This is a genomic window from Streptomyces sp. G5(2025) (genome assembly GCF_049542075.1).
Classification (GTDB): domain Bacteria; phylum Actinomycetota; class Actinomycetes; order Streptomycetales; family Streptomycetaceae; genus Streptomyces.
This window is the reverse complement of sequence record NZ_JBMUZT010000006.1, coordinates 3,861,868-3,885,740: the sequence shown is the minus strand read 5'-3', so window position 1 is coordinate 3,885,740 and position 23,873 is coordinate 3,861,868. Positions and strand designations below refer to the sequence as shown.

Genomic DNA, 23,873 nt, shown 5'->3' with positions numbered 1-23,873 from the left:
CCCCCGGGTCAGAGGGCGTCGAGGCCGGTGAGCTCGCAGGAGAGGTCCCAGAGCCGGGCCGCCGCGTCCGGGTCTCTGACCCAGGGCTTCACCCCGCCGATGAGCATGTCGTCCGTGGTAGCCGGTTCGGCGATGTCGCAGTCCTGGCAGTACGCGCCTCCGTGACCGTGCAGGAGGGGCGAAGTGGCTGCCCAGACGGCGGTGGCGGCGCCCTGCTCCGGGGTCTTGAAGCCCGGGGCCGGCGTGCCGTCCGGTGTCACCCAGCCCTGGTCGAGCCACTCCTCTCGGGGGATGTGGCGCTGGAGCGGCGTGAGGATGCTGCCGGGGTGTACGGCAAAGGCATGCAGGCCGTGGCCCGCGCCCAGACGGTCGAGATGGAGGGCGAAGAGGGCGTTGGCGGTCTTCGACTGGGCGTAAGCCGACCAGCGGTCGTAGCCGGTGCGGAAATGGAGGTCGTCCCAGCGGATGCCGGAGAGGAAGTGTCCGGAGGAGGCGACGGCCACCACCCGGGCTCCCTCGGGGACGAAGGCCGGGCGGAGGCGGTGGGTGAGCGCGAAGTGACCGAGGTGGTTGATGGCGAAATGCGCCTCCCAGCCGGGGCCGACGCGCGTCTCGGGGCAGGCCATGACACCCGCTCCGTTGATGAGGATGCCGAGGGTGCGGCCGGACTCAAGGAAGCGATCAGCGAAGACGCGGACGCTCTCCAGGTCGGCCAGGTCGAGGGCGCACACCTCCGTGCCGGGGAGGTCGCGCAGGGCCTCGGCGGCGGTTTCGGGACGTCGCGCGGGGACTATGACGTGCGCGCCGGCCCGGACCAGGGCGCGGGTGGTCGCCAGGCCGAGCCCGGAGTACCCGCCGGTGACGAGTGCGGTGGTGCCTGTGAGGTCGAGCCCCGTGAGTACGTCGTCGGCGGTGCTGCGGGCGCCGAACGAGGTGCCGAGCTTCTGCTGTTCCGTGATCATGCGGGGGACGCTAGAACCTAGAGCGCGAGCTAGGTCAACCGGTGGAGCGGTGGAGCGTGGGCGCAGGACGTGGGGCAAGGGATCTGTACGGTCGTGCCATGAGCGAGGGAGCGCGGCATGAGTGAGAACCCAGGCGGCTTGCCTATACCGGCTGCCTCACCTGCGTCGCCCGCCCACGGCCTCTCCATCGGGCAGGTCGCCGAAGCGACTGGCCTGAGCGTGCACGCGCTGCGGTTCTTCGAGCGTGAGGGGCTCTTCCTGCGGGAGATCCCCCGCTCCAGTGGCGGTCGGCGGGTCTACGAACAGGCTGACGTGGACTGGCTCTTGCTCTGCGGACGGCTCCGCGCTTCGGGCATGCCGATCGCCACGATCAGGGAGTTCGCCGCGCTCATTCGCTCCGGGCCCGGCAACGAACGGGACCGTCTGGCGCTGCTTCAGGAGCACGAGCGTGACATCCGGGCGAAGATCGACGATCTGAAGGCCTGCCTGGAGATCGTCCACAGCAAGGTCGTCACGTACGAACAGCACCTGCGCGACGGGACGGCGGCCGGGCTCTGGGCGCCGTCGCCGACGCTCACACCCTCGCCGTCTCCGACGCCGTCGCTCACACCGTCGACGACACCGTCATCGGTGACTCCCCCCGAGCTGACCGGGGGCTCGAATTCGCTCGACGCACCGGCTCCACCCAGGTGAACTGTTCCCATGACAACCCCGTACGAAGAGTTGCTCCCCACCACCCGCCGCGCCCTCCTGCATCGCATCGCCACCGCGCAGACAGAGGGCCGGGCCCCCTCACTGGTGGCCGCGGTGGCCCGGGACGGTGAGGTGGTGTGGAGCGGCGCCCGCAGCATGGTGGACGGGCACGCGCCGGACGAGAACGTCCAGTACCGCATCGGCTCGATCACCAAGACCTTCACCTCCGTCCTGGTGATGCGGCTGCGGGACGAAGGACTGCTGGACCTGCGGGACCCGCTGGAGAAGCACCTGCCGGGGACCGGCGCGGGCGAGGCCACGATCGCCGAACTCCTCTCACACACCGGCGGATTGGCGGCGGAGACGCCGGGGGAATGGTGGGAGCGTACGCCCGGGACGACGCGCCCGGAGCTCATCGACGTCCTCGGCGAGCAGCCCTTTCGGCACCCTGTCGGCCGTCGCTTCCATTACTCCAACCCCGGGTATACGTTGCTCGGTTCGCTGGTGGAGGCGGTGCGGGGCGCATCGTGGGAGGACGTGCTGCACCGCGAGGTGCTCGAACCGCTGGGGCTGGACCGTACGAGCGCACAGCCACAGGCCCCGCACGCGGGCGGCTGGGCGGTGCATCCGTGGGCGGACGTGATGATGCCGGAACCCGTCGAGGATCTGGGGCTGATGGCGCCGGCGGGCCAGCTGTGGTCCACGACGGCGGACCTGGCTCGCTTCGCCTGTTTCCTCGCGAAGGGTGACGAGCGGGTTCTCGGCGCGGAGTCCGTACGGGAGATGCGGACCCCGTCGGCGCCGTCGCAGCCGGAGAGCTGGGACAGGTCGTACGGCTTGGGTCTGGACCTGTTGCGGTGGGAAGGGCTCAGCCTGGCGGGGCATACGGGCTCGCTGCCGGGTTTCCTCGCCGGCCTGTGGGTGAGCGAGCAGGAGGGGGTGGCCGCGGTCGCGCTGGCCAACTGCACCTCGGGGCCGCTGGTGGCGACGCTGGCAGCGGACCTGGTGAAGATCGTGGCGGAGGCGGAGCCGCGCATCCCCGAGCCGTGGCGGCCGCTCTCTGAAGTCGACGACAAGGTTCTGGAGTTGGCAGGCCCTTGGTACTGGGGGACCCAGGTGCTCGCGCTCCGTCTGTCGACCGACGACGGCATAGAGATCGGCCCGCTGTCCGGCGCGGGACGCCAGGCGAGGTTCCGCTCCAACGGTGACGGCACCTGGACAGGGCTCGACGGCTATTACGCGGGGGAGCTGCTCCGGGCGGTACGGCGGACGGACGGCTCGGTGAGCCACCTCGACCTGGGGTCGTTCGTCTTCACACGTCAGCCGTACGACGATGGGGCGCCGGTTCCCGGCGGGGTGGACCCGCAGGGCTGGCGCGGCTTCTGACGGACGGTGGCGAGGTAAGGGCGAAGGGGTCGTGTTTCACGTGAAACACGACCCCACGACCCCCTCGACCTCAGAGCTGAAGCTTGAAGCCCACATGCGACGCGGTGAACCCCAGCCGCTCGTAGAAGCGGTGGGCATCGGCGCGGGTGGCGTCGGAGGTCAGTTGCACCAACTGGCAGCCCTGACGCCGGGATTCCTCGATCGCCCACTCGATGAACCGGCTGCCGAGCCCGCTGCCGCGTTCGTCGGCGTGCACGCGTACGCCCTCGATGATCGACCGTGTGGCGCCCTTCCGGGAGAGCCCCGGAACGATCGTGAGCTGAAGCGTTCCGACCACGCGGCCCTCCCGTGCGGCAACGACCAGACGCTGGTTCGGATCGTCGGCCAGGCGCCGGAACGCGGTGACGTACGGGGTGAGGTCGTCCGGCGACTCCCGCGTGGTGCCCAGGGGGTCGTCAGCGAGCATGGCGACGATGGCGGGCAGGTCGTCGGCTACGGCCGGGCGTATTCCAAGATCTCCCATGGCCGCAGCCTAGGCGGGCCGCCGCTGCAAGAGCAGGCTTCTTTCCTGACCAAGATGGGCAGCCCTCCTGCCTAGGGCTGGGCAGCTCTCCTGCCTGGTCCCAGGGCAGCCCTACGCAGGCACGCGAAGCGTCTCGACGGCCTTGACCAGCGGAGCGAGCCCTGGGTTCTGGGCGGCCTCGTCGAGGGCCTCGCGCAGGGCCGCGTCATTGGTGGGACGCGCCTCATCGAGCAGCGCCGTGCCGGCCTCGCTCACGTCCGTATAGATGCCGCGCCGGTCGGTGGGGCACAGGTAGCGGGAGAGCAGCCCGCGGTCCTCCAAGCGTGTGACCAGTCGCGTGGTGGCGCTCTGGCTCAGGACCACGGCGTCCGCGACCTGCCTCATCTGGAGATGGCCGCCCTCGCCGTCGTGCTGGCGGCTGAGGACGTCGAGCAGGGAGTACTCGCGCACACTCAGCCCGTGCTTGGCCTGGAGGGCGCGCTCGATGTGGCTCTCGATCTGCCCGTGGAGCAGGGAGAGCGCGCACCACCCCTGAGCAAGGGCGGTGAGTGCGGGATCCGTCGCTGTCATGGCTCTTGTTTCCTCCGTCCCGGAGTGACTACGACCCAGGGTAGTCCACGGGCGCAATATCCAGCGCTTGCAATTAACCAGCGTATGCAATTATTGTGGACGCACGTTAAGCGCACCTGCAACCATCTGGAAGGTAATTCCATGCCTCTCGCGCTACTGGCCCTCGCGATCGGCGCCTTTGGAATCGGCACCACCGAGTTCGTGATCATGGGGCTGCTCCCCGAGGTCGCGGGTGACTTCGGCGTCTCCATCCCCACCGCCGGTTTCCTCGTGACCGGCTATGCCCTGGGCGTCGTCCTCGGCGCCCCTCTGATGACCGTCCTCGGCACCAAGATCTCGCGCAAGCGGATGCTGATGCTGCTGATGCGCCTGTTCATCGCGGGCAATCTGCTCTCCGCCGTCGCCCCCGTCTTCGGCGTGATGCTGGCAGGGCGTGTCGTCGCGTCCCTCGCCCACGGCGCCTTCTTCGGCATCGGCTCGGTCGTCGCGGCCGAACTGGTCGCCCCCGAGAAGAAGGCCGGCGCCATCGCCATGATGTTCACGGGCCTGACCGTGGCCAACGTGGTCGGCGTGCCGCTCGGCACCTTCGTCGGGCAGACGCTCGGCTGGCGCATGACCTTCGGCCTCGTCGCGGCGCTCGGCGTCATCGGCCTCGCGGGCGTCGCCAAGCTCGTCCCGGACCTGCCCAAGCCCGAAGGCGTGCGGCTGCGCCATGAACTGGCCGCCTTCCGCAACGTACAGGTGCTGCTGGCCATGGCGATGACCGTCCTCGGCTTCGGCGGTGTCTTCGCCGCCGTCACCTACTTGGCGCCGATGATGACGGACGTCGCCGGATACGCGGACTCCTCCGTCACCTGGCTGCTCGTCCTCTTCGGCCTCGGTATGGTCGCCGGCAACCTGATCGGCGGGAAGTTCGCGGACCGCGCGCCGATGCCGCTGCTCTACATCTCGCTGGGCGCCCTGGCCGTCGTGCTCGCCCTCTTCACGCTCACCGCGCACAACAAGATCGCCGCCGCCGTGACCATCACGTTGATCGGCGCGCTGGGATTCGCCACCGTACCGCCGCTGCAGAAGCGCGTCCTCGACCAGGCCTCCGGTGCCCCCACACTCGCCTCGGCCGTCAACATCGGCGCCTTCAACCTCGGCAACGCCCTCTCCGCCTGGCTCGGCGGAATCGTCATCGCCGCCGGCCTCGGCTACACCGCCCCGAACTGGGTGGGCGCCGTCCTCGCCGGATCCGCCCTCGTGCTGGCCATCCTCTCGGCCGTACTGGAGCGCCGCTCGACCCCGGCGGCCCCGAGCCTCGTCGTGACGACCGGCACGGCCCCCATCGAGCAGGCCACGCCCGTCCACCACTGACCCTTCTTCCTTCTCCTCTCACTTCCTTCCTTTCTCAGCACCGCACCGCGCACCACAAGGAGAAACACCGCATGAGTACCGCCATCGCCACCGCTGTCGCCCCGCTGACCATCGAGGATGGCGAAGCGCTCGTCACCGCGGCCCGCCGCGCCGCCAAGGCGGCCGACGTCACGGTCAGCGTCACCGTCCTCGACGCGGGTGGCCACCTCCTGGCCTTCCGGCGCGACGACCGGGCCGTGCTGATCTCCGGTGAGACCAGCACCCGCAAGGCGTACACCGCCCTTCAGCTGAACGCCCCGACCGCTGATCTGGTCGACGCGGTCCAGCCCGGTGGCCTCTTCCACACCCTGCCCACGGCCCTCGACCGGCCGCTTCTCTTCATCGCGGGCGGTGTGCCGGTCCACCGCGAGGGTCGCCTGATCGGCGCGATCGGAGTCGGCGGCGGCGCCCCCGACCAGGACCACGGCTTCGCGACGGCGGCCGTGGAGGCTCTCGCTTAACAGGCGTACGGAACGGCCCGCCCACAAGCGCCAGGAACTGTCCGGCACTTGAGGGCGGGCCTCATCGTGTCGTGGACCGGGGCCACTGCCAGGCCGCCGCCACGATCAGCGGTCAGCCCGCGGCCACCGTCAGCGGTGCGAAGCGGCGGGTCCAGTCGCCCGGCAGCTCCGGCATGCCGTGGGCCATCACCGCGTTGAAGGCGATGGATTCGAGGCCGCTCTCCTTCACCCAGGCCAGCAACTCTTCGTGGCGTACGTCGATGTCGGTGCGCAGCGGCCGGTCGGTGTGCGCGCCGAGGGAGGCGATGAGCGCCTTCGCGGTCTGCGTGTCACGGGCGATGAGCGGGCCGACGACGTGGGTTTCCATGTTCGGCCAGGCGCCCGCGTAGCCGATGATCTCGCCGTCGGCCTCCGCGACCCGGAGTTGGTCGGTGAAGGCGGGCAGGCGGGCGATCACGTGGGTCCGGTCGTGCCCGAAGACCTCGGTGTCGAGCCGGAGGATGGCCGTCAGGTCCTCCGCGGTGGCCGGGCGGATGGCGATGCCGGGGAGCGGCCCGGACGGGGAGAGGTGTCCGCGGACCATCTCGGCCCGGCCGATCACCTTGAAGCCGAGCTGTTCGTAGAGGGGGCGGCCGTTCGGTGTCGCGTGCAGCGTCATCGGGATGGTGGGGGCCTCCTCGATGGCGTACTGCATCAGGCGGCGGCCGATACCGCGGCGGGCGTACCGCTCAGCGACGAGGACCATGCCGATCGCCGCGAGGCCGGGCCGCTCCTGCGGGCCGTACCGGGTCACTACGTAGGCGCCGATGAGGCCGTTGCCGTCGGGATCGTCGATGCCGTAGCCCGTTCCGGCCGACAGCAGGAGGCCCCACTTGTGTTCCTCACGGGGCCAGCCCCGGTCTTCTGACAGGTCGGCGCAGGATGTCAGATCGCGGGGGGTGAGTCGGCGGATGGGCAGTGCGGAGAGGGAAGGTGTCGACACTCGGGTCAGGCTGTCTGACGTACGTCCTCGGCGTCCACCCGTTTGTGGGCAGAAGCACGTTGCTTTTGGCCACGTTGCTTCTGGCCACGCCGGTCCGCGCCGATGACATGGACAACCATGGTGGTCCGACCGGCGGGGCGGCTAGGTTTCACGTGAAACACAGTGCTGACCGAGGCGGGGGCAGGGGCGTCTGACAGCGGGAGTAACCGCGGGTACTAGCCTCGGCGTACATGGCACGACTGCACCTCTTCGATCTGGACGGGACGCTGCTGCACGGCACGGCGGCGCCCGTCGAGATATCGCGGCAGCTCGGACTGGACGCGGAGATCTTGGCGCTGGAGCGAGACTTCGTCGCCGGGCGCATCGACTCGCCGGAGTACGCGGTGCGCGTGCACTCCCTGTGGGCGGAGCTTACGGACGCACAGGTGACCGCTGCCTTCGAGGGCGCGCCCTGGCTCTCCGGCATCCGGGAGACCTGGGCCGAGATCCGCGAAGGCGGTGACTACTGCGCGGTGGTGTCGCTCTCGCCTTCCTTCTTCGTGGAACGGCTCGTCGAGTGGGGCGCGCACGCCGCGTACGGTTCGCGGTTTCCGGCCGTGCCGTTCGTCGAGCCCGTTGAACCGGCGGGCATTCTCGACGCTGCGGCCAAGGTGGAGATCGCGAACCGGCTCTGCGAAGAGTTCGGGGTACGCCGGAGCGATTGCGTCGCGTACGGCGACTCGCTCTCCGACCTGGAGCTTTTCGGCGTCGTGCCGGTCTCCGTCGCGGTCAATGCCCATCCACGGCTGGTCAGCCTGGCCACCCACTCCTATGTGGGGCGCGACCTACGTAAGGCGTACGAATTGGTGCGGCACCCCCGCCAATAGAGGCAATTGGCAGGCGGATGCGTTGAATTACCGAAGAAGGGCAGGGGACTTGTATGTCGGGCGGCTGCCGGTATGGTCGACTCCGGTTCGTGCCGGGTGCTCTTCTTCGCATCCTGGAGGCACGCGCGCAGAACAACGAAGCCTAACGGGGCAAAGAGGTCCAGAGCCGGTACTTCTTGTTATGCGGCCGACGCGGTGACGCCGAATGGGATGCTGCCATGAGATAAGTGCGGCCAATGTCACATTCTGGACCTACTTGTCCGTAGGGTCCGGTAACTCGGGGTTCAATGTGGCCGGATCGGCCATCGAGGCAGAGTGGGGAAAGCAGGCGGCTTCCGACAGGAAGTGCACAGACCGACCGAGAGATGTTCGAGGCGAGGCACAGCATGGACGCTCCGACCACCACGTCGGCGGACGACGGCACTTCCGGAGGCGGAAGTGGCTGGTTCACTCCGCGCAGGCCCCCGAAGCGGCCGGAGGACGGTCAGCCGCAGCAGCTGGGCGCCGACGCGGCCCAGACCCTCGAAGGGCGCCGGCCGGCTTCGATACGTCCCTTGGGCCGGGCTGAGGGCCCCACGCCCGTAGCGGAGCCTGTCGCTCCCACTGAACGGGTCGAAGAGCCGACGGGCGAGGGGGTGAATGAGCCGACGGACGAGGTGGTGAACGAGTCGGCGAACGGGCGAATACCCGCCGCTGCTTCGGCTGTCCGCGCGGATGCTCCTGCCGGGAGAGAGCCGGAGCGTGAGCCGAGGCCGGAGACGGAGCGGCAGAGCGGACAGGCAGCCGCCCCGCAGCCGACTGTTGCAACCGCGGCTAAGCCGGAGCCTTTCTCCGCCTTCCGGGAAAAGCCGAAGCCGACCCCGGCGGCCCAGCCCCAGCCCCAGCCTCAATCCGGTCCGCCCCCGGCGGCACAGTCGGCGCCGCCGCCCGTGGCGAAGACCTCCGGGGTGAAGCCGTCCCCCTCGGCGTCGCCCGACGCCGCTTTGGTGCAGCGCACGATGGCCGAGATCGGCCCGGTCGCCGACCAGGTCACCTCGTACTTCTACGCGCTGCTCTTCACCCGCCACCCCGACTTGCGCCCGCTGTTCCCCGCGGCGATGGACGCCCAGCGGGACCGCCTCCTCAAGGCATTGCTGACGGCGGCCGAGCACATCGACCACACCGACGTCCTGGTCTCGTATCTCAAGAACCTCGGACGCGGGCACCGTAAGTACGGCACCCGGCCCGAGCACTATCCGGCCGTCGGCGAATGCCTGATCGGTTCGTTGAGCCGGTACGCCAGCGCGATCTGGGACGCGGAGACCGAGGCCGCCTGGGTCCGTACGTACACGACGATCTCCCAGGTCATGATCGACGCGGCGGCGGAGGACGAACTGCGGGCCCCCGCCTGGTGGTTCGCGGAAGTCGTCTCGCATGACCTCCGGACGCCGGACATCGCCGTGGTCACGGTCCGCCCGGACCAGCCATACCCGTTCCTCGCCGGGCAGTACACCAGCGTGGAGACTCCTTGGTGGCCGCGGATCTGGCGGCACTACTCCTTCGCGTCGGCGCCCCGCTCCGACGGGCTGCTGTCCTTCCACGTCAAGGCCGTCCCGGCCGGCTGGGTCTCCAACGCCCTGGTGCACCACGCCAGCCCCGGCGACGTCCTGAGGCTGGGCCCGCCGGGAGGCTCCATGACCGTCGACCACACCACCGACAGCGGTCTTCTCTGTCTGGGCGGCGGTACAGGCATCGCGCCGATCAAGGCCCTGGTCGAGGACGTCGCCGAGCACGGCAGGCGGCGTCCGGTCGAGGTGTTCTACGGCGCCCGCACCGATCACGACCTGTACGACATCGACACGATGCTGCGGCTGCAACAGAGCCACCCCTGGCTCTCCGTCCGTCCGGTCGTGGACCAGCGGGCCCAACTGCCGGACGCCGTGCGTGAGTACGGTCCGTGGAACGAGTACGACGCCTATCTCTCGGGACCGCCCGGCATGATCCGCAGCGGCGTGGACGCGCTGCGGGACGCCGGCATCCCCGAGGGCCGCATCCGCCACGACTCCGTGGAGGAGCTGGTGGTGGCGGGGGACTGATCGCGAGGTACTGACCCACACGGGGGTGCCCGAGGCGGAGGAGAACCCGGACGCGGGCGCTCGGGAGCGGCGGCGGAACAGCCCGGGCGTGCGGCGTGCTCCGGGGTAACTCGTATCAGCCCAGGTCAGGGGCGTGCATCGCGCGTACGCCTTCGATGTTGCCGTCCAGATAGTGCCGCAGCGACAGCGGTACGAGGTGGACCGAGGCGATGCCGACCCGTGTGAAGGGCACGTGCACGATCTCGTACTCGCCGCACGGCTCCTCGATCTCGGGGCCGTGCCGCAGGCCGGTGTCCATAGACTCCAGGCGGCAGACGAAGAAGTGCTGCACCTTCACGCCGGTCGCTCCGCCGTCCTCGCCGATGTGCTCCACGGTGTCGACGAAGCAGGGCACGACATCGGTGATCTTGGCGCCGAGTTCCTCGTGCACCTCGCGGTGGAGTGCGTCGACCACGGTGGCGTCCTCCGGCTCCACGCCGCCTCCTGGGGTGATCCAGTACGGATCGACGCCGGGCTTGGTCCGCTTGATCAGGATCAGGTCGTCTCCGTCCAGCAGGACGGCGCGTGCGGTGCGCTTGACCACAGGTCGGACGGTCATGGGGGGAATGTGGCCCGGACTGTTCCAGGTGAAACATCGCAGCCCCCTCGGAACGGCCATCAAGCCCAGTCCGGGGCCGCCCTCGGACCGAGTCGCCGCACTGCCATGAGGCCAGTCGCGGCCCATCGTCAAGACCACTCGGCGGCGACCCGCAGCAGCCATTCGTGGGCCCGCGCGATGTGGGGCATGGCCAGCGTCCCGGTGCGCACCACCAGGAAGTACGTACGCAACGGCGGTACCGGGGGTTCGAGAAGCGCCACGACGTCGCCGCGCTTCAGAGCGTCGGCGCAGAGGTAGCGGGGCAGCACGGCGAGGCCGGCGCCCGAGGCCGCGCAGGCGAGGACCGCCCGCAGATCCGGCACGATGACGGCACCGGAGGCGCCCGGGCAGGCGTCGAAGACGGCGGCCCAGTAGCGGGAGACGAACGGCAGCGTCTCGTGCACCTCGACCACCGGCAGGTTCTCCAGCGGCAGCGCTCCCCCGCCGCCGAGCCCGTGGGGGCCGAGGCGGGCGGCCCAGCGCTCCCCCGCGACCAGGACGTGCTCCTCGTCGCAGAGCGGTGTCGCGGTGAGCAGCGCGCCGCGCGGTCGGGCCGTGGCGATGGCCAGGTCGTGGTGCCCCGCCGCGAGCCCCTCCAGGACCTCGTCGGTGGTGCCGAACGAGGCGCGCAGGGCATAGCTGTGGCCGCCCTGCCCGGTCAGGGCGGCGAGCGCGGGCAGGGCGCGTTCCGCGGTGAACTCGGGCGGGCCCGCGAGGTGGAGGGTGCGCATCGACGACTCCTCGTCGAGCCCGGTCTCGGCGATCTCCACGAGGGCGTCCAGGTGAGGGGCGGCCTTGTGGGCGAGCTCGTCACCGATGGTCGTGGGGGTCACGCCGCGGGCCTGGCGGAGAAAGAGGGGACGGCCCAGTTGCCGCTCCAGGGTGCGGATCTGTGATGTGACGGCGGGTTGTGAGAGACCGAGCAGGGCCGCGGCGCGGGTGAAGGAGCCGGCCCGGTGCACCGTCACAAAGGTGCGCAGCAGGGCCAGATCCATGTCGGCGTCCCTCCCCTTCAGGAACTGAGGGTGTGCTCAACTATAAATATGTCGATAGGTCTCTGTCGCTACTGTGATTGGACACTGACGCACAGTCAACTAGCCTTGTTCGCGCGGTTCTTAGCGCGCAGAACCGGAACGGTCCGAGCCACGAGGGGGGAGGCTCGGACCGTTCGTTGTGCGTAGCCCTGGTGCCGTTCGGGAGACGTCCGGGAGTCGTTAGGAGCCGGAGCCGGAGGCAATGTCGGCGCACGGGAGCGGCCGGGCCCACCGGCATCTCTCACCCGGCGGACGCGTCCAGTGCGCGGAGCACGTCGTCCACCAGGTCACGCGGGTCCTCGGCGCCCGCCGAGAAGCGGATGAAGCCCTCCGGGACGTCGTCGCCGCCCCAGCGCCCCCGTCGCTCGGCCGTGGACCGCACGCCCCCGAAACTCGTCGCGTCGTCGACGAGGCGCAGTGCCGCCAGGAAGCGCTCGGCACGCTCGCGGGTGGGCAGCGTGAAGGAGACCACGCTTCCGAAGCGCCGCATCTGCCGCGAGGCGATTTTGTAGGAGGGGTCGTCGGGCAGCCCGGGGTAGCGCAGCGCCGCCACCTCGGGACGGCCGCGCAGAGCCTCGGCCAGGGCCAGGGCGTTCGCGTTCTGCCGGTCGGCACGCAGCTGGAGCGTGGCGAGCGAGCGGTGCGCGAGCCAGGCCTCCATCGGGCCCGGAATGGCCCCGACGATCTTGCGCCAGCGCCGTACGGAAGCGGTCAGCTCCGCGTCGCGGCAGGCGACGTACCCCAGAAGGATGTCTCCGTGGCCGGTGAGCATCTTCGTGCCGCTGGCCACCGCGAAGTCGGCACCCAGTTCGAGCGGGCGTTGGCCGAGCGGTGTCGCCAGGGTGTTGTCGACCGCCACCAGGACCCCACGCGCGCGTGCCGCCTCGCTGAGGCGGCGCACGTCGCACACGTCGAGGCCGGGATTGGACGGCGTCTCGATCCAGAGCAGCTTGGCGCCGTCCAGGACGTCGAGCTGGGCGTCGCCAGCGGTGGGGGCGGTGCGCACCTGGATGCCGTACGCCGTGAGCTGCTCGCGGACGAGGGGGAGTACTTGGTAGCCGTCGTCCGGCAGGACCACCGTGTCCCCGGCTCGCAGCTGCGAGAAGAGCACCGCCGAGATCGCGGCCATGCCGGAGGCGAAGACGAGCGTCTCGACATCCTCGCCGGCGCCCGGCGCCTCCAGCTCACCGATGGCGCGCTCCAGGTGCGTCCAGGTGGGGTTCTCGTCGCGTGCGTAGGCGTAACCGCCGGTGGGGTCGCCGGGGAGGTGGAAGTGCGCGGCGAACACCGGTCCGGGCAGCGTGGGTTCGTGCTTGATCGGCTCGGGCAGCCCGGCCCGCACCGCACGCGTTCCGTCACCGATGCCTGTCAAGCCCCCGCTGGGGCCACCGCTCGGGCCACGGCTCGGACCACCACCTGGGTCACTGCTCAGACGGGCCGGGCCGCTGGCCTCGTCGCCCACACCGCCGCCTGGCGCCGAAGAGTCCGTCATGCCGATCAGTCCTTGTCGTCCGGGAGCACCATGTTCATGGCCCAGGACACGATCGAGATGATCAGGCCGCCCAGGACGGCGGTCCAGAAGCCCTCCACATGGAAGCTGACGTCGAACTTGTCGGCCAGCCACGAGGTGAGCAGCAGCATCAGGGCGTTGACCACGAGAGTGATCAGGCCCAGGGACAGGATGAACAGCGGGAAGGTGAGGACCTTCACCACCGGCTTGACCAGGAAGTTCACCAGTCCGAACAGCAGCGCGACGACGAGCAGGGTGCCGATCTTCTTGCCGGTGCTGCCACCGGTCAGCGTGATCTTGTCGAGCAGCCATACGGCCACGGCCAGGGCCGCGGCGTTGGCGATCGTCTTGACTACGAAATTCTTCATGTGTCTGATCGTGGCAGACATGGACCGGAAGCGGTCGGGTCACGAGACCGGCGAGAATCCGCAGGACGAGCACCAGCGAGGGGCGTAAGAGGGCGATGAAGGCATTCCGGCTGGACGATCTGGAGGCGGAACGCGTCGCGAACGACGGGGCGTATCTGCAGTTTCTGCGGGAGCGGAACATGTCGGTCGGTCTCTACGCGCTCAATGCGGGGGAGTCCGACCCGCAGCAGCCGCACGGACAGGACGAGGTGTACATGGTCGTCAGCGGCCGCGCCTCGATCACGGTCGGCATGGAGACCACGTCGGTCGCGCGCGGCAGCGTCGTGTACGTGCCGGCCGGGGTGGCCCACAAGTTCCACCACATCAGCGAGGACCTTCGGGTCCTGGTCGTCTTCTCTCCGCCCGAGGCCTGATCTCCCCCTGGAGACCGAGGGGTTCGGGGCTATGACCTCGGGGTTCTCTCAGGGTCGGATCAGGGGAGGACAGGGGCTGCGCGGCCCCCGCAGAGGGCTTTGGCGCTCTAGCATCGAATACAAGAAGTCGGGAGCCTGCGTACATTCGGGCTCCCGTACCGACGTAAAGTGTGCGGAGAGAGGTAAGGACGATGGCAGCGAAGGAGATCTTTGCGGGAATGCCGTGGTGGGTGAAGTGGGTGGCCGTACCCGTCATCGCCTTGGTCGTGTTCGGCGGCGTAATAGCGACTGTTGTCGGTTTCGTCGTCAGCCTGCTCTTCAAGGCGCTGCTATTCGTCGCCTTGGTCGGTGGACTCATCTATGTCGTACGGAAGTTCATATCCGGCGCGTCCTCGTCCCGCACCGATTGGTGACCACTGAGTGGTGACTCCTGCTCGGTTACCAATGGTTCATATGATTACCGGGCTCTGATCATTTAAGGCCGTTGCTGTAGCGGTTACGTGCCGAGTGGTCACTGCCTGACGGGGACTCTTCGAAACGGGTCCCTCGGCCGGGGGAAGTTTCCCCGCAGACGGCCGAGGAGCGGTGGCCAAGGGTTAGAGTCCGAAAACCGACGCGGGGCTGTTCCCCGCGGACGGGCGCATTGCCCTCCCGTGTTCCTTCGGACACGGGCGGCCCCCCACGCGCTTCGGGAGTGAACCTTGGCCGCGGTCGACGCCTCCACTTCACCGGTCGGAATCTCCACCTCGCCGACCGCCATCCCCCTGCAAGGACCGACGCCTCCCCCCTCACCGCCTGCCGCCGGCACCCTTTCACCGGCTGCCGCCACCCCTCCACGGGCTGACGGGAAGGCCACCCCACCGCCGGGCTCCACCACCGCTACCCCACCGCCCGGCTCCACCACCTCACCGCCCGACGCCGCCACCGTCGCGCCCACCCTCATCGGCTCCGTGCAGCGGGCCATACGGCTGCTGGAAGCCGCAGCCACGCACTCGGACGGGGCGCCCGCCAAGCAACTGGCCCGCGAGGCGGGACTGGCTCTGCCCACCGCCTACCACCTGCTGCGCACGCTGACCCACGAGGGCTATCTGCGCCGCGAGAAAGGAGTGTTCGTGCTCGGCGAGGCGGCCGAGCGGCTCAGCAGCAGCGGGGCTCAGCAAAATCGTCGCGGCGTGATCGGTGATGCCCTGGCGCACTGCCGGGACGTCATCGGGGTGCCGGTGTACTTCGCCGTCTACCGCGAGGGCGAGATCGAGGTCGTGGCGGTCTCCGACACCCCCGGCAACCCCGCGGTCGAGGAGTGGGCCGATTTCCGAGAGACGGGTCACGCCCACGCCATCGGGCAGTGCCTGCTCTCCCAGCTCGACGACGAGGGGCGGCAGGACCACCTTGATCGTTATCCGGTTCAGTCGATCACGCGTTACTCGGTCCGCGACGACCGCACGTTTCTGCGTCGGCTCGACACGATGGAGCGGATGAGGCCCGTAGTGGAGCGTCAGGAGTACGCGTTGGGGACGGTCTGCGCGGCGATTCCGATCTTGGCGGGCGACACCGCGGCGACTCTCGCCATTTCCGTGCCCGCAGGTCAGGCGGATCGGCTGCTGCCCGCGGCGGAGAGATTGCAACGTGAGATCGGAAAGCTACTAGGGACGCTCGCCTTCTCTATCAGCATCTGAAAACTCACTCCTTGTGATCTGGTGTATACGTTAAGCAAGATGCCATGAGTGTCAGGGAGTTGGTTCCTGGCCACTTGAAAGCCAAGTGACGGGGTAGGGCGCGATGGACGAGACGGTTCAGGCAGAGGTCATGATGAGCTTCCTTGTTTCTGAGGAGCTGTCGTTTCGTATCCCGGTGGAGTTGCGCTATGAGACCGGCGATCCATTTGCCGTGCGGCTGACGTTCCATCTGCCCGGTGATGCTCCGGTGACCTGGGCATTCGGCCGGGAGCTGTTGATCGACGGGGTGGGAAGGCCGTGCGGGGTCGGGGATGTGCGTATCGAGCCCACTGATCCCGAGTTGATGGACGAGGCGCTGATCAGACTTCAGGTCGGTCCGGACCAGGCGCTGTTCCGGGTGGGTATTCCGCCGCTGCTCGCCTTCCTGGACCGGACGGACAAGTTGGTGCCGCTCGGACAGGAGCGGGCGCTCGCCGACTTCGACGCGCACCTCGACGAGGCGCTCGACCGGATCCTGGGGGAGGAGCAGAACGCAGGTTGACGAGCTGGCCCGGTGGGCGAATATGAATGGCAGATTGGTGCATTTTGCGTTCGGTCGGGCCGTCCCCGGGCCGTTCCCTCATCGGCCCAGGGGCAGTAGCGCCTGCGTTGTGGCGCCCGCACGTGACGCCCACGCGTGGGCGCCCGCGCCCGGCGCCCATGCCACCACCCGCCTTGGCGCCGCATGTGACGTCGCGTCGCTCCCCGCCCCGCGTGAGAACCGTGCGTCACCCCCCGCCCCGCATGAGAGGCACGTACGCGTCCCTCCGGAGTCAGGCCTTGCGGCGGCGGCCCTTACCGCCACGGGAGGAGCGGGGAGCGGGGGTGCCGGTGGCCGTGGCCGGGGTGCCGGGGCCTGAGCCGGTGGTGGAGCGGTCGGCGGAGACGACCAGGGCGGCCAGCGCGGTGGTCACCGGTACCGACGCGACCAGGCCGATCGAGCCGATCAAGGTGCGCACGATCTCCTCGGCGACCAACTCGCTGTTGGCGACCGTGCCCACGCTGGACTGCGCGATCGAGAAGAGCAGCAGCAGGGGCAGCGCGGCGCCCGCGTAGGCGAGGACGAGGGTGTTGACGACCGAGGCGATGTGGTCGCGGCCGATGCGGATGCCCGCGCGGTAGAGGCCGCGCCAGCCCATGGTCGGGTTGGCCTGGTGCAGTTCCCAGACCGCCGAGGTCTGGGTGACCGTCACGTCGTCGAGTACACCGAGTGAGCCGATGATGACGCCCGCGAGCAGCAGGCCGCTCATGTCGATGGACGGATACAGGCCGTGGATGAGACCGGTGTTGTCGTCCGTGTTGCCGGTCAGCGCGGCCCAGCCGATGAACAGGGAGCCGAGCAGGCCGATCAGGAGGAGGGAGATGAGGGTGCCGAGCACCGCGACGGAGGTACGGGCTGTGAGGCCATGGCAGAGATAGAGCGCGACCAGCATGATGGCGCTCGCCCCGATCACCGCCACGACCAGCGGGTTCGAGCCCTGGAGGATCGCCGGCAGGATGAAGAAGGTGAGAACCAGGAAGCTGATGGTGAGTGCGACCAGGGCCATGACACCGCGCAGCCGCCCTACCACCACGACGGCCAGCGCGAAGATGCCGGCGAGCAGCGCCATTGGGAACTTGCGGTTCACGTCGGTCACCGAATACTGCAGGCCCTCGGGCGCCTTGGGCTCGTAGGCGACCACCACCTCTTGGCCCTTGTGCAGTTGCCGGGGCGAGTCCGGCTGGATGATCTCGGTGAACGTACGGCCCTTGTCGTCGCCGGTGGTCACCTCGATCAGCGCCTTCTTGCAGGTGCCCTCGGCGCGCGACTGGGCGGTCTGGCCCTCGGGGGTGGAGGTGTCGCCGTTCGGCTGGGGCTGCGAGGGGTTGAGGTCCTTGCAGGGCAGTTCCTGCACCTTGGCGACCGTCGCCGACTGGGTCTGCCGGTCGAAGCCGACACCGGTGCGTTCATGGCTGGGCGTCCCGCCCGGCCACAGGACGAACAGGCCCACGACGACCGCGGTGGCGAAGGGGATCAGCACTGCCGCGATGACCTTGCGCAGATGCTGGGAGACGGGCGCGGCCGGGCCATGGCTGTGCGTATGGCCGTGTCCGTTTCCGTGTCCCTTTCCCTTTCCGTGTTCGTGTTCGTGTCCGGGCCCGGGCCCGTGCCCGTGGCCTTCCGGGGACGGGCCGGAGTGGGGTGGTCGCGAGGGCGGAGGCGGCGGCGGGGGTGTGGTGGTCACTGACCGATCATCGCAAGAACAGAGGGGGCCCTCTGTTCAGCGTGGCCGACATGACGCTAGCGTGGAGCCACCTTTGCAATCGCGGGAGCTCGGAGCACCGGGCTGAGAGGGCGCTGACCTCCGTACGAAACGGCACGAGTCGTGCATGAACGTACGGAATCCGCTGCGTCGACCGCCGAACCTGTTACCGGGTAATGCCGGCGTAGGGAGTAGGTCTCATGACCACATCGGACGCACGCACGCCTGCCTCCAGCACGCCCCAGGGCGCGGAGGCCGGGAAGTCCATCGGCTGGCACAAGGCGTACATCGAGGGCTCCCGCCCCGATCTGCGCGTGCCGGTCCGTCAGGTGCACCTCACCAACGGCAAGGCCGTCACCCTGTACGACACCTCGGGTCCGTACACCGACCCGTCCGCCGAGACCGACGTCCGCCGCGGCCTGCCGCCGCTGCGGGAGAACTGGATCATCGCCCGCGGCGACACCGAGGAGTACGTGGGCCGTCCGCCTCGCCCCGAGGACGACGGCATCAAGCACACCTCGCCGCGCGGCGGGCTCAAGAACCTCGACGCGGTCTTCCCCGGCCGCCCCCGCCAGCCGCGTCGCGGCCGCCCGGGTCAGGCGGTGACGCAGCTCGCGTACGCCCGGCGCGGCGAGATCACGCCCGAGATGGAGTTCATCGGGATCCGCGAGAACATGGACCCCGAGGTCGTGCGGGAGGAGGTCGCCGCCGGGCGCGCCGTGATCCCGGCCAACGTCAATCACCCGGAGATCGAGCCGATGATCATCGGCAAGAAGTTCCTGGTGAAGGTGAACGCCAACATCGGCAACTCCGCGGTCACGTCCTCCATCGAGGAGGAGGTGGACAAGATGACCTGGGCGACCCAATGGGGCGCCGACACGGTCATGGACCTCTCCACCGGCCGCAACATCCACACCACCCGCGAGTGGGTCCTGCGCAACTCCCCCGTGCCGATCGGCACCGTGCCGCTCTACCAGGCCCTGGAGAAGGTCGACGGCAAGGCCGAGGAGCTGACCTGGGAGATCTACAAGGACACGGTCATCGAACAGGCCGAGCAGGGCGTGGACTACATGACGGTGCACGCCGGTGTGCGCCTGCCGTACGTCCCGCTCACCGCCCGTCGCAAGACCGGCATCGTCTCGCGCGGCGGCTCGATCATGGCCGCCTGGTGCCTCGCGCACCACAAGGAGAGCTTCCTCTACGAGCACTTCGAGGAGCTGTGCGAGATCCTCGCGGCGTACGACGTGACGTACTCGCTCGGCGACGGCCTGCGGCCCGGTTCGATCGCGGATGCCAATGACGAGGCGCAGTTCGCCGAGCTCAGGACCCTCGGGGAGCTCAACACGATCGCCAAGCGTCACAACGTACAGACGATGATCGAGGGCCCCGGTCACGTCCCGATGCACAAGATCAAGGAGAACATCGACCTCCAGCAGGAGATCTGCGAGGAGGCGCCGTTCTACACGCTCGGCCCGCTGACCACGGACATCGCGCCCGCCTACGACCACATCACCTCGGGCATCGGCGCCGCGATGATCGGCTGGTGGGGCACGGCCATGCTCTGCTACGTCACGCCGAAGGAGCACCTGGGCCTGCCCAACCGCGACGACGTGAAGACCGGCGTCATCACGTACAAGATCGCGGCGCACGCGGCCGACCTCGCCAAGGGGCATCCGGGCGCGCAGGACTGGGACGACGCGCTCTCCGACGCACGCTTCGAGTTCCGTTGGGAGGACCAGTTCAACCTCGCGCTCGACCCCGTCACGGCGCGGGAGTTCCACGACGAGACGCTGCCGGCCGAGCCCGCGAAGACGGCGCACTTCTGCTCGATGTGCGGGCCGAAGTTCTGCTCGATGAAGATCTCCCAGGACATCCGCCGTCAGCACGGCGGTGACCTGGCGGAAGGCGAGATCGAGGCGGGCATGGAGCAGAAGTCCAAGGAGTTCGCCGCCGCCGGCAACCGGGTCTATCTGCCGATCGCCGACTGAGCGAACCCCGTTTGTTTCGCGCAGGAAGGGTGTCCGGAAGGGTGTCCGCAGAGTGTCGCGAGGACTGACTCTGCGGACATCCGGGCGGCTACTCCAGCTTGTGTTCGGGGCCGCCGAAGTCCGGGCTGGAGAAGTCGGGGCTCGAAAAGCTCGGCCGTGATCCCGTCGCGGGGCCACCGTCCGGACTGCTGAACCCCGGTCGGTGGTAGCCGAGTTGAGGCATGCGGCCCCTCGATGCGGCACCGCCGGTCGATGTGGCACTCCCGGCCCCTTGCGACGGCGCGCGGGTCGCGGGAGCCGCGCCCGGATCCGCCAGAGCCTCCCGCAGGAACGGCACGACACCCCGTTCGAGAAGTGCCTGTCCCCAGGCCTCCCTGGCTCGGGACACTTCCTCGTACTGCTCGCCGTGAGGTTCCGCCTGGAGCGACGTGGCGCCGTTTCGCAGGGCCGTCAGGAGCAGACCGACCGCGGCGACCAGGATGCCCCCGGCGGTGAGCGCGCCGAACAGCCAGCCCGCGGTGAGCAGGGTGTCCGCGAAGGCGGGCTCGGGGTTGAGCATCTTCAGGATGTAGCCGACGAGCAGGAAGATCGCGGCGGCCGCCCCCGCGAGGACGGGTGCGAGGACCGCGACGACGGCGATCGCCCCGGCTCCCGCCGCGGCCGCCGGTTCGGCGACCTCGCCCATCGTCGTGGCGAGGCCGACGCCGCCGGAGCCGGACTCCGCGGCGCTCTGTCCGCTCCCTTCACGTACCGAGGTGGAGGACGGTCGAGGTTCGCGCAACTCCTCGCGAACCTTCACGTAGTGCGCGTATTCGGCCGCGGCGGCGGCCGTGATCAGTGCTGTCGCGTTCAGGGCCATGGTGCGCAGTTGTTCGGTGTTGAGCCGCCGGCCCACTGCGGCGAGTTCAGGACGGTCAGGTGCGGTGCGCAGCGCCTCGTCGAGGATCCGCTCGTATGCGGGGCGGTCCTCATTGAGCAGGTGTGGAGCGCTGTTCATGTGCATCCCCCGATGCTCCGTAGGGCTAAGGCTCGCATGGCTACGAGCCGTCGGGCAGAAACGGAGGGGAGCCTGCTACGGATAAGCCGATGGTAGAGCCGTGACAGCACGCGGTGACAGGGGGTTTCCAGAATTGGCGCCCCTGGTCGGCGTGACCGTGTAAGGGATCCTGTAAGGGACCCCATGAGGGGCCCCGTGAGGAGTCCCGTATAGGGCGCCTGCCCTGTGAACGCTCAGATAGCCAGGGGCAGTTGGCGGACCAGCAGTTTTCCGGCCATGGTCACTCCGCCGTCCATGGCGATGGCCAGGCCACCGGCGTAGACGTGCGGTCCCTCGATGACCGGTCCGCCGCCGTCCGACTCGTCCTCGGAGCCGACGTCACCCAGGAGGTAGGGGATGGGGCTGTGGCCGTGGACGATGCGCGTGCCGCCGTACACGTCCAGGAGCTCGCGTACGGCCGAGGGGCCCGACTCGTCGCGGAAGGCGAAGCGCTTGGTGAACTTGCGGAAGAGGTCCCAGCACTCGTCGGCGTCGTTGCGGGTGAGGGTCTCGCGGATGGTGTCGTTCACCGCCTCGATCGAGTCGCCGTAGTCCAGATAGGCGGTCGTGTCGGAGTGTACGAGGAGATGGCCGTCGGCCTCCTCCATCGCGTCGAGCCGGGCCATCCACTGGAGGTGGTGGTCCTCCAGGCGCTCCATATCGGTCTTCTGGCCGCCGTTGAGCAGCCAGGCTGCCTGGAAGGTGGCGGTGCCCGCGCCGGAGTTGACGGGCGTGTCGCCGAAACGCTTGGCACCGAGCAGGAGCAGCTCGTGGTTGCCCATGAGCGCCTTGCAGTAGCCGCCGGCGGCCGCGGCCTCGGCGGACAGCCGCATCACGAGGTCGATGACGCCGATGCCGTCGGGCCCGCGGTCGGTGAAGTCGCCGAGGAACCACAGGCGCGCGTTGCCCGCCGACCAGTTGCCGTCGGTATCGATGAGGCCCTGTTCCTGGAGTGCCGCGAGGAGCTCGTCCAGATAGCCGTGCACGTCGCCCACGACGAACAGCGGGCCGTGCTCGCCGCTCGGCCTCGGCTGCGGGGAGTCCGGCATGACCTGCACCTGGACCGTGTCGCCGCGGTTGATGATTGGCAGGTCACGCTGGGTGGGGGTGTAGCCGTCGTCCGGCAGCCCCCCCGGAGCCGGCACCGGAGGGCTCACCTCTGCGGGGCCGGTCGTCTCATGGACGTACGCCGGTACGCGGAAGTCGCGCAGCGTCGCCGTCCGCACATCGGGTCCCTGACCGGCCCCCTGAGTCATCGACCCCTCCACCACCATTGCGCCGCATCTGCACCGAGAACGGACTGCCTGGTCGCAGCGGCCCGCGGTGTCGTCCGCCCATCATAGGAATGCGGCTCCCGCTGTGTGGTGCACCAGGGGTGGTGAATCGGTCCCCAGCCCCGGTTCACCGATGATTTCTCCCGAATTGGGCAGAGGTTTCCCCGCTGGTGGTGGGTTGGTAACCCACTTTGGCGGGTTGATGGCCCACCTCTGCCCGAAATCGTCTGGGTCAGCAATCTGTCTGGGTCAGCAATCCGTATGGGTCAGTAGCCGTCTGGGTCAGTAACAACCGTCTGGGTCAGCCGGAGCCCGATGAGCGGGGCGGGCTCACCGTCGTGCGTGGGGGACGTCGCTCGGACGAGGTGCGCACGATCAGTTCGGTCGGTATCACCTGCTCGACGGGCCGGTCCGCGTCGAGCCCCTCGATGGCGTCGATGAGGAGCTGCACGACGGCCGTGCCGATACGCCTCGGCTTGAGGGAGAGCGTGGTGATGGGCGGTTCCGTGGTGGCGTACACCGCGGACTCGCTACAGCAGACGAGCAGCAGGTCGTCCGGGACGCGCAGGCCGTACCGCCGGGCGGCGGCGAGCAGGTCGGTGCCGTTGGGGTCGAAGAGGCCGTAGACGGCGTCGGGGCGGTCGGGTCTGGCGAGCAGCCGGTCGGCGGCCACGGCACCCGCGCACGGGTCGTGGGCGGGGTAGGACTCGTAGACCGGGTCCTGTCCGATCCGCTCGCACCAGTGCAGGTAGGCGGTCGTGGACAGGTTCGTGTAGGTGTCCGTGGTGTTGCCGGTGAGGAGGCCGATCCGGCGGGCGCCCGCCGCCGCGAGGTGGTCGAGGATGTTCAGGACCGCGGCCTCGTGGTCGTTGTCGACCCAGGCCGTGACGGGCAGGGAGCCCGCTGGGCGGCCGTCGGAGACCACCGGCAGGCCTTGTCTGACCAGCTCGCTGACGACCGGGTCGTGGTCGGAGGGGTCGACGACGACGGTGCCGTCGAGCGCGACGTTGGACCAGACGTCGACCGGGCTGCGGCGCGACGTGGCCGGGAGGATCACCAGGGCGTAGCCGCGGGCGAGGGCGGCGGAGGTGGCGGCTCTGGCCATCTCCGCGAAGTAGGGGAACTCGGTGAAGGTGAAAGGTTCATCCCCGTACGTGGTCACGGTCAGGCCGATGAGGCCGGACTTGCCGGTACGGAGGGTTCGGGCCGCGGCGGAGGGGCGATAGCCCAGCCGCTCCGCGACCTCGCGGACGTGGCGTCGGGTGGCGTCGGGCAGCCGCCCCTTGCCGTTGAGGGCATCGGAGACAGTCGTGATGGAGACACCGGCGGCGGCGGCGACGTCTCTGATGCCCGCTCTGTTCTGCCGGTTGCTCCGGCGGGCGGTCTCCGCTCGGCTCACCTGGTGCTTCCCTGCTGCTGTCATGGCGAACCGATAGTAGGGCTCATCGGGGTGGGTAGGGCGGACGCATATTCACTCGTTGACAGGCACGTTTCTGCATGGCGTCGTCGCGTCAATGACCTTGGAATACAAGGGGGTTGGCGGTGTAAGCGTTAGCTGCCGCTGATCGTCGCGCGTGGACCTGCCAAATGCGCGAGGATTCGCGGAGGTATCGAGAGGCCTCAACTCACCTTCACGGGGGATGCGCGCCACGGAGCGAGCCACCGGCGCGCGGACGACAGGTGGGCGCCCCCCTGTCGTACACGGCGTCTTACGCGGAGTCTTGTGCGGCGTCTTGCAC

The 23,873-nt window shown here is 69.2% G+C and carries 23 protein-coding genes; 11 read left to right on the top strand and 12 right to left on the bottom strand.

All coding sequences use genetic code 11. The annotated features are described in order from the left end of the window. Nucleotides 1-8: 8 nt before the first annotated feature. On the bottom strand, nucleotides 9-962 hold the full coding sequence (locus ACOBQB_RS28500) for an SDR family NAD(P)-dependent oxidoreductase (protein ID WP_423595552.1): 954 nt from the start codon (nucleotides 960-962) through the stop codon (nucleotides 9-11). A 117-nt stretch (nucleotides 963-1,079) separates the two neighbouring features. On the opposite strand from ACOBQB_RS28500, the gene ACOBQB_RS28495 reads away from it, so the two are divergent. Continuing rightward, nucleotides 1,080-1,655, top strand: a complete 576-nt coding sequence (locus tag ACOBQB_RS28495; RefSeq protein WP_423595550.1) for a MerR family transcriptional regulator — start codon at nucleotides 1,080-1,082, stop codon at nucleotides 1,653-1,655. Between the two features lie 9 nt (nucleotides 1,656-1,664). Then, on the top strand, nucleotides 1,665-3,041 hold the full coding sequence (locus tag ACOBQB_RS28490; protein ID WP_423595548.1) for a serine hydrolase domain-containing protein: 1,377 nt from the start codon (nucleotides 1,665-1,667) through the stop codon (nucleotides 3,039-3,041). A gap of 70 nt (nucleotides 3,042-3,111) precedes the next feature. Here the strand turns inward: ACOBQB_RS28490 and ACOBQB_RS28485 are convergent, their stop codons facing one another. Then, the gene (locus tag ACOBQB_RS28485; RefSeq protein ID WP_423595546.1) at nucleotides 3,112-3,564 is read right to left on the bottom strand and encodes a GNAT family N-acetyltransferase; all 453 of its coding nucleotides are present in this window, start codon (nucleotides 3,562-3,564) and stop codon (nucleotides 3,112-3,114) included. 111 nt (nucleotides 3,565-3,675) lie between these two features. Further along, nucleotides 3,676-4,134, bottom strand: a complete 459-nt coding sequence (locus ACOBQB_RS28480; protein ID WP_423595544.1) for a MarR family winged helix-turn-helix transcriptional regulator — start codon at nucleotides 4,132-4,134, stop codon at nucleotides 3,676-3,678. 141 nt (nucleotides 4,135-4,275) lie between these two features. On the opposite strand from ACOBQB_RS28480, the gene ACOBQB_RS28475 reads away from it, so the two are divergent. Both ACOBQB_RS28475 and ACOBQB_RS28470 read left to right on the top strand, forming a co-directional pair. Continuing rightward, nucleotides 4,276-5,493: an MFS transporter gene (locus tag ACOBQB_RS28475; protein WP_423595542.1), complete on the top strand. Its 1,218-nt coding sequence runs from the start codon at nucleotides 4,276-4,278 to the stop codon at nucleotides 5,491-5,493. A gap of 71 nt (nucleotides 5,494-5,564) precedes the next feature. Further along, nucleotides 5,565-5,993, top strand: coding sequence for a GlcG/HbpS family heme-binding protein (locus ACOBQB_RS28470; RefSeq protein ID WP_423595540.1), 429 nt, complete (start codon nucleotides 5,565-5,567; stop codon nucleotides 5,991-5,993). A gap of 112 nt (nucleotides 5,994-6,105) precedes the next feature. Here the strand turns inward: ACOBQB_RS28470 and ACOBQB_RS28465 are convergent, their stop codons facing one another. Then, nucleotides 6,106-6,975: a GNAT family N-acetyltransferase gene (locus ACOBQB_RS28465; protein WP_423595538.1), complete on the bottom strand. Its 870-nt coding sequence runs from the start codon at nucleotides 6,973-6,975 to the stop codon at nucleotides 6,106-6,108. Nucleotides 6,976-7,205: 230 nt separating this feature from the next. On the opposite strand from ACOBQB_RS28465, the gene ACOBQB_RS28460 reads away from it, so the two are divergent. Both ACOBQB_RS28460 and ACOBQB_RS28455 read left to right on the top strand, forming a co-directional pair. Next, on the top strand, nucleotides 7,206-7,841 hold the full coding sequence (locus ACOBQB_RS28460; RefSeq protein WP_423595536.1) for an HAD family hydrolase: 636 nt from the start codon (nucleotides 7,206-7,208) through the stop codon (nucleotides 7,839-7,841). A gap of 365 nt (nucleotides 7,842-8,206) precedes the next feature. Continuing rightward, a complete protein-coding gene (locus ACOBQB_RS28455) occupies nucleotides 8,207-9,916 on the top strand; it encodes a globin domain-containing protein (RefSeq protein WP_423595534.1) in 1,710 nt (569 codons plus the stop codon). Between the two features lie 115 nt (nucleotides 9,917-10,031). Here ACOBQB_RS28455 and ACOBQB_RS28450 read toward each other — a convergent pair whose 3' ends face one another. The 4 genes from ACOBQB_RS28450 to ACOBQB_RS28435 form a co-directional block, all read right to left on the bottom strand. Continuing rightward, complete coding sequence (locus ACOBQB_RS28450) at nucleotides 10,032-10,514, bottom strand: NUDIX domain-containing protein (protein WP_223775622.1); 483 nt, start codon at nucleotides 10,512-10,514, stop codon at nucleotides 10,032-10,034. A gap of 128 nt (nucleotides 10,515-10,642) precedes the next feature. Next, nucleotides 10,643-11,548 (bottom strand): LysR family transcriptional regulator, encoded by a 906-nt coding sequence (locus tag ACOBQB_RS28445; RefSeq protein WP_423595532.1) that lies wholly within the window; start codon nucleotides 11,546-11,548, stop codon nucleotides 10,643-10,645. A 280-nt stretch (nucleotides 11,549-11,828) separates the two neighbouring features. Further along, nucleotides 11,829-13,019: a cystathionine gamma-lyase gene (locus tag ACOBQB_RS28440; RefSeq protein WP_423598819.1), complete on the bottom strand. Its 1,191-nt coding sequence runs from the start codon at nucleotides 13,017-13,019 to the stop codon at nucleotides 11,829-11,831. Nucleotides 13,020-13,084: 65 nt separating this feature from the next. Next, nucleotides 13,085-13,465: a phage holin family protein gene (locus ACOBQB_RS28435; RefSeq protein ID WP_423595530.1), complete on the bottom strand. Its 381-nt coding sequence runs from the start codon at nucleotides 13,463-13,465 to the stop codon at nucleotides 13,085-13,087. Nucleotides 13,466-13,560: 95 nt separating this feature from the next. On the opposite strand from ACOBQB_RS28435, the gene ACOBQB_RS28430 reads away from it, so the two are divergent. From ACOBQB_RS28430 to ACOBQB_RS28415, 4 genes are all read left to right on the top strand, one after another. Beyond that, nucleotides 13,561-13,878 (top strand): cupin domain-containing protein, encoded by a 318-nt coding sequence (locus ACOBQB_RS28430; RefSeq protein ID WP_423595528.1) that lies wholly within the window; start codon nucleotides 13,561-13,563, stop codon nucleotides 13,876-13,878. Nucleotides 13,879-14,069: 191 nt separating this feature from the next. Next, complete coding sequence (locus ACOBQB_RS28425; RefSeq protein WP_423595526.1) at nucleotides 14,070-14,291, top strand: DUF5326 family protein; 222 nt, start codon at nucleotides 14,070-14,072, stop codon at nucleotides 14,289-14,291. Between the two features lie 537 nt (nucleotides 14,292-14,828). Next, nucleotides 14,829-15,554 (top strand): IclR family transcriptional regulator, encoded by a 726-nt coding sequence (locus tag ACOBQB_RS28420; RefSeq protein WP_423598817.1) that lies wholly within the window; start codon nucleotides 14,829-14,831, stop codon nucleotides 15,552-15,554. A gap of 103 nt (nucleotides 15,555-15,657) precedes the next feature. Next, the gene (locus ACOBQB_RS28415; protein ID WP_423595524.1) at nucleotides 15,658-16,095 is read left to right on the top strand and encodes an SsgA family sporulation/cell division regulator; all 438 of its coding nucleotides are present in this window, start codon (nucleotides 15,658-15,660) and stop codon (nucleotides 16,093-16,095) included. Nucleotides 16,096-16,366: 271 nt separating this feature from the next. Here the strand turns inward: ACOBQB_RS28415 and ACOBQB_RS28410 are convergent, their stop codons facing one another. Beyond that, nucleotides 16,367-17,818, bottom strand: a complete 1,452-nt coding sequence (locus tag ACOBQB_RS28410; RefSeq protein WP_423595522.1) for a YibE/F family protein — start codon at nucleotides 17,816-17,818, stop codon at nucleotides 16,367-16,369. A 218-nt stretch (nucleotides 17,819-18,036) separates the two neighbouring features. Between ACOBQB_RS28410 and thiC the strand changes: the two genes are divergently transcribed. Then, nucleotides 18,037-19,824: a phosphomethylpyrimidine synthase ThiC gene (gene thiC, locus ACOBQB_RS28405; RefSeq protein ID WP_423595520.1), complete on the top strand. Its 1,788-nt coding sequence runs from the start codon at nucleotides 18,037-18,039 to the stop codon at nucleotides 19,822-19,824. Nucleotides 19,825-19,912: 88 nt separating this feature from the next. Here thiC and ACOBQB_RS28400 read toward each other — a convergent pair whose 3' ends face one another. From ACOBQB_RS28400 to ACOBQB_RS28390, 3 genes are all read right to left on the bottom strand, one after another. After that, nucleotides 19,913-20,827, bottom strand: a complete 915-nt coding sequence (locus ACOBQB_RS28400) for a hypothetical protein (protein ID WP_423595518.1) — start codon at nucleotides 20,825-20,827, stop codon at nucleotides 19,913-19,915. Between the two features lie 227 nt (nucleotides 20,828-21,054). Further along, nucleotides 21,055-22,116: a metallophosphoesterase gene (locus ACOBQB_RS28395; RefSeq protein ID WP_423595516.1), complete on the bottom strand. Its 1,062-nt coding sequence runs from the start codon at nucleotides 22,114-22,116 to the stop codon at nucleotides 21,055-21,057. A gap of 319 nt (nucleotides 22,117-22,435) precedes the next feature. Next, nucleotides 22,436-23,557: a LacI family DNA-binding transcriptional regulator gene (locus ACOBQB_RS28390; RefSeq protein WP_423595514.1), complete on the bottom strand. Its 1,122-nt coding sequence runs from the start codon at nucleotides 23,555-23,557 to the stop codon at nucleotides 22,436-22,438. Nucleotides 23,558-23,873: the final 316 nt, after the last annotated feature.

Coding starts and splice junctions, on each gene's coding strand:
- ACOBQB_RS28480 (WP_423595544.1), bottom strand. CDS start 4,134: ATGACAGCGACGGATCCCGCACTCACCGCCCTTGCTCAGGGGTGGTGC.
- ACOBQB_RS28415 (WP_423595524.1), top strand. CDS start 15,658: ATGGACGAGACGGTTCAGGCAGAGGTCATGATGAGCTTCCTTGTTTCT.
- ACOBQB_RS28485 (WP_423595546.1), bottom strand. CDS start 3,564: ATGGGAGATCTTGGAATACGCCCGGCCGTAGCCGACGACCTGCCCGCC.
- ACOBQB_RS28490 (WP_423595548.1), top strand. CDS start 1,665: ATGACAACCCCGTACGAAGAGTTGCTCCCCACCACCCGCCGCGCCCTC.
- ACOBQB_RS28460 (WP_423595536.1), top strand. CDS start 7,206: ATGGCACGACTGCACCTCTTCGATCTGGACGGGACGCTGCTGCACGGC.
- ACOBQB_RS28435 (WP_423595530.1), bottom strand. CDS start 13,465: ATGAAGAATTTCGTAGTCAAGACGATCGCCAACGCCGCGGCCCTGGCC.
- ACOBQB_RS28470 (WP_423595540.1), top strand. CDS start 5,565: ATGAGTACCGCCATCGCCACCGCTGTCGCCCCGCTGACCATCGAGGAT.
- ACOBQB_RS28455 (WP_423595534.1), top strand. CDS start 8,207: ATGTTCGAGGCGAGGCACAGCATGGACGCTCCGACCACCACGTCGGCG.
- ACOBQB_RS28430 (WP_423595528.1), top strand. CDS start 13,561: ATGAAGGCATTCCGGCTGGACGATCTGGAGGCGGAACGCGTCGCGAAC.
- ACOBQB_RS28425 (WP_423595526.1), top strand. CDS start 14,070: ATGGCAGCGAAGGAGATCTTTGCGGGAATGCCGTGGTGGGTGAAGTGG.
- ACOBQB_RS28445 (WP_423595532.1), bottom strand. CDS start 11,548: ATGGATCTGGCCCTGCTGCGCACCTTTGTGACGGTGCACCGGGCCGGC.
- ACOBQB_RS28395 (WP_423595516.1), bottom strand. CDS start 22,116: ATGACTCAGGGGGCCGGTCAGGGACCCGATGTGCGGACGGCGACGCTG.
- ACOBQB_RS28400 (WP_423595518.1), bottom strand. CDS start 20,827: ATGCACATGAACAGCGCTCCACACCTGCTCAATGAGGACCGCCCCGCA.
- thiC (WP_423595520.1), top strand. CDS start 18,037: ATGACCACATCGGACGCACGCACGCCTGCCTCCAGCACGCCCCAGGGC.
- ACOBQB_RS28450 (WP_223775622.1), bottom strand. CDS start 10,514: ATGACCGTCCGACCTGTGGTCAAGCGCACCGCACGCGCCGTCCTGCTG.
- ACOBQB_RS28475 (WP_423595542.1), top strand. CDS start 4,276: ATGCCTCTCGCGCTACTGGCCCTCGCGATCGGCGCCTTTGGAATCGGC.
- ACOBQB_RS28500 (WP_423595552.1), bottom strand. CDS start 962: ATGATCACGGAACAGCAGAAGCTCGGCACCTCGTTCGGCGCCCGCAGC.
- ACOBQB_RS28495 (WP_423595550.1), top strand. CDS start 1,080: ATGAGTGAGAACCCAGGCGGCTTGCCTATACCGGCTGCCTCACCTGCG.
- ACOBQB_RS28390 (WP_423595514.1), bottom strand. CDS start 23,557: ATGACAGCAGCAGGGAAGCACCAGGTGAGCCGAGCGGAGACCGCCCGC.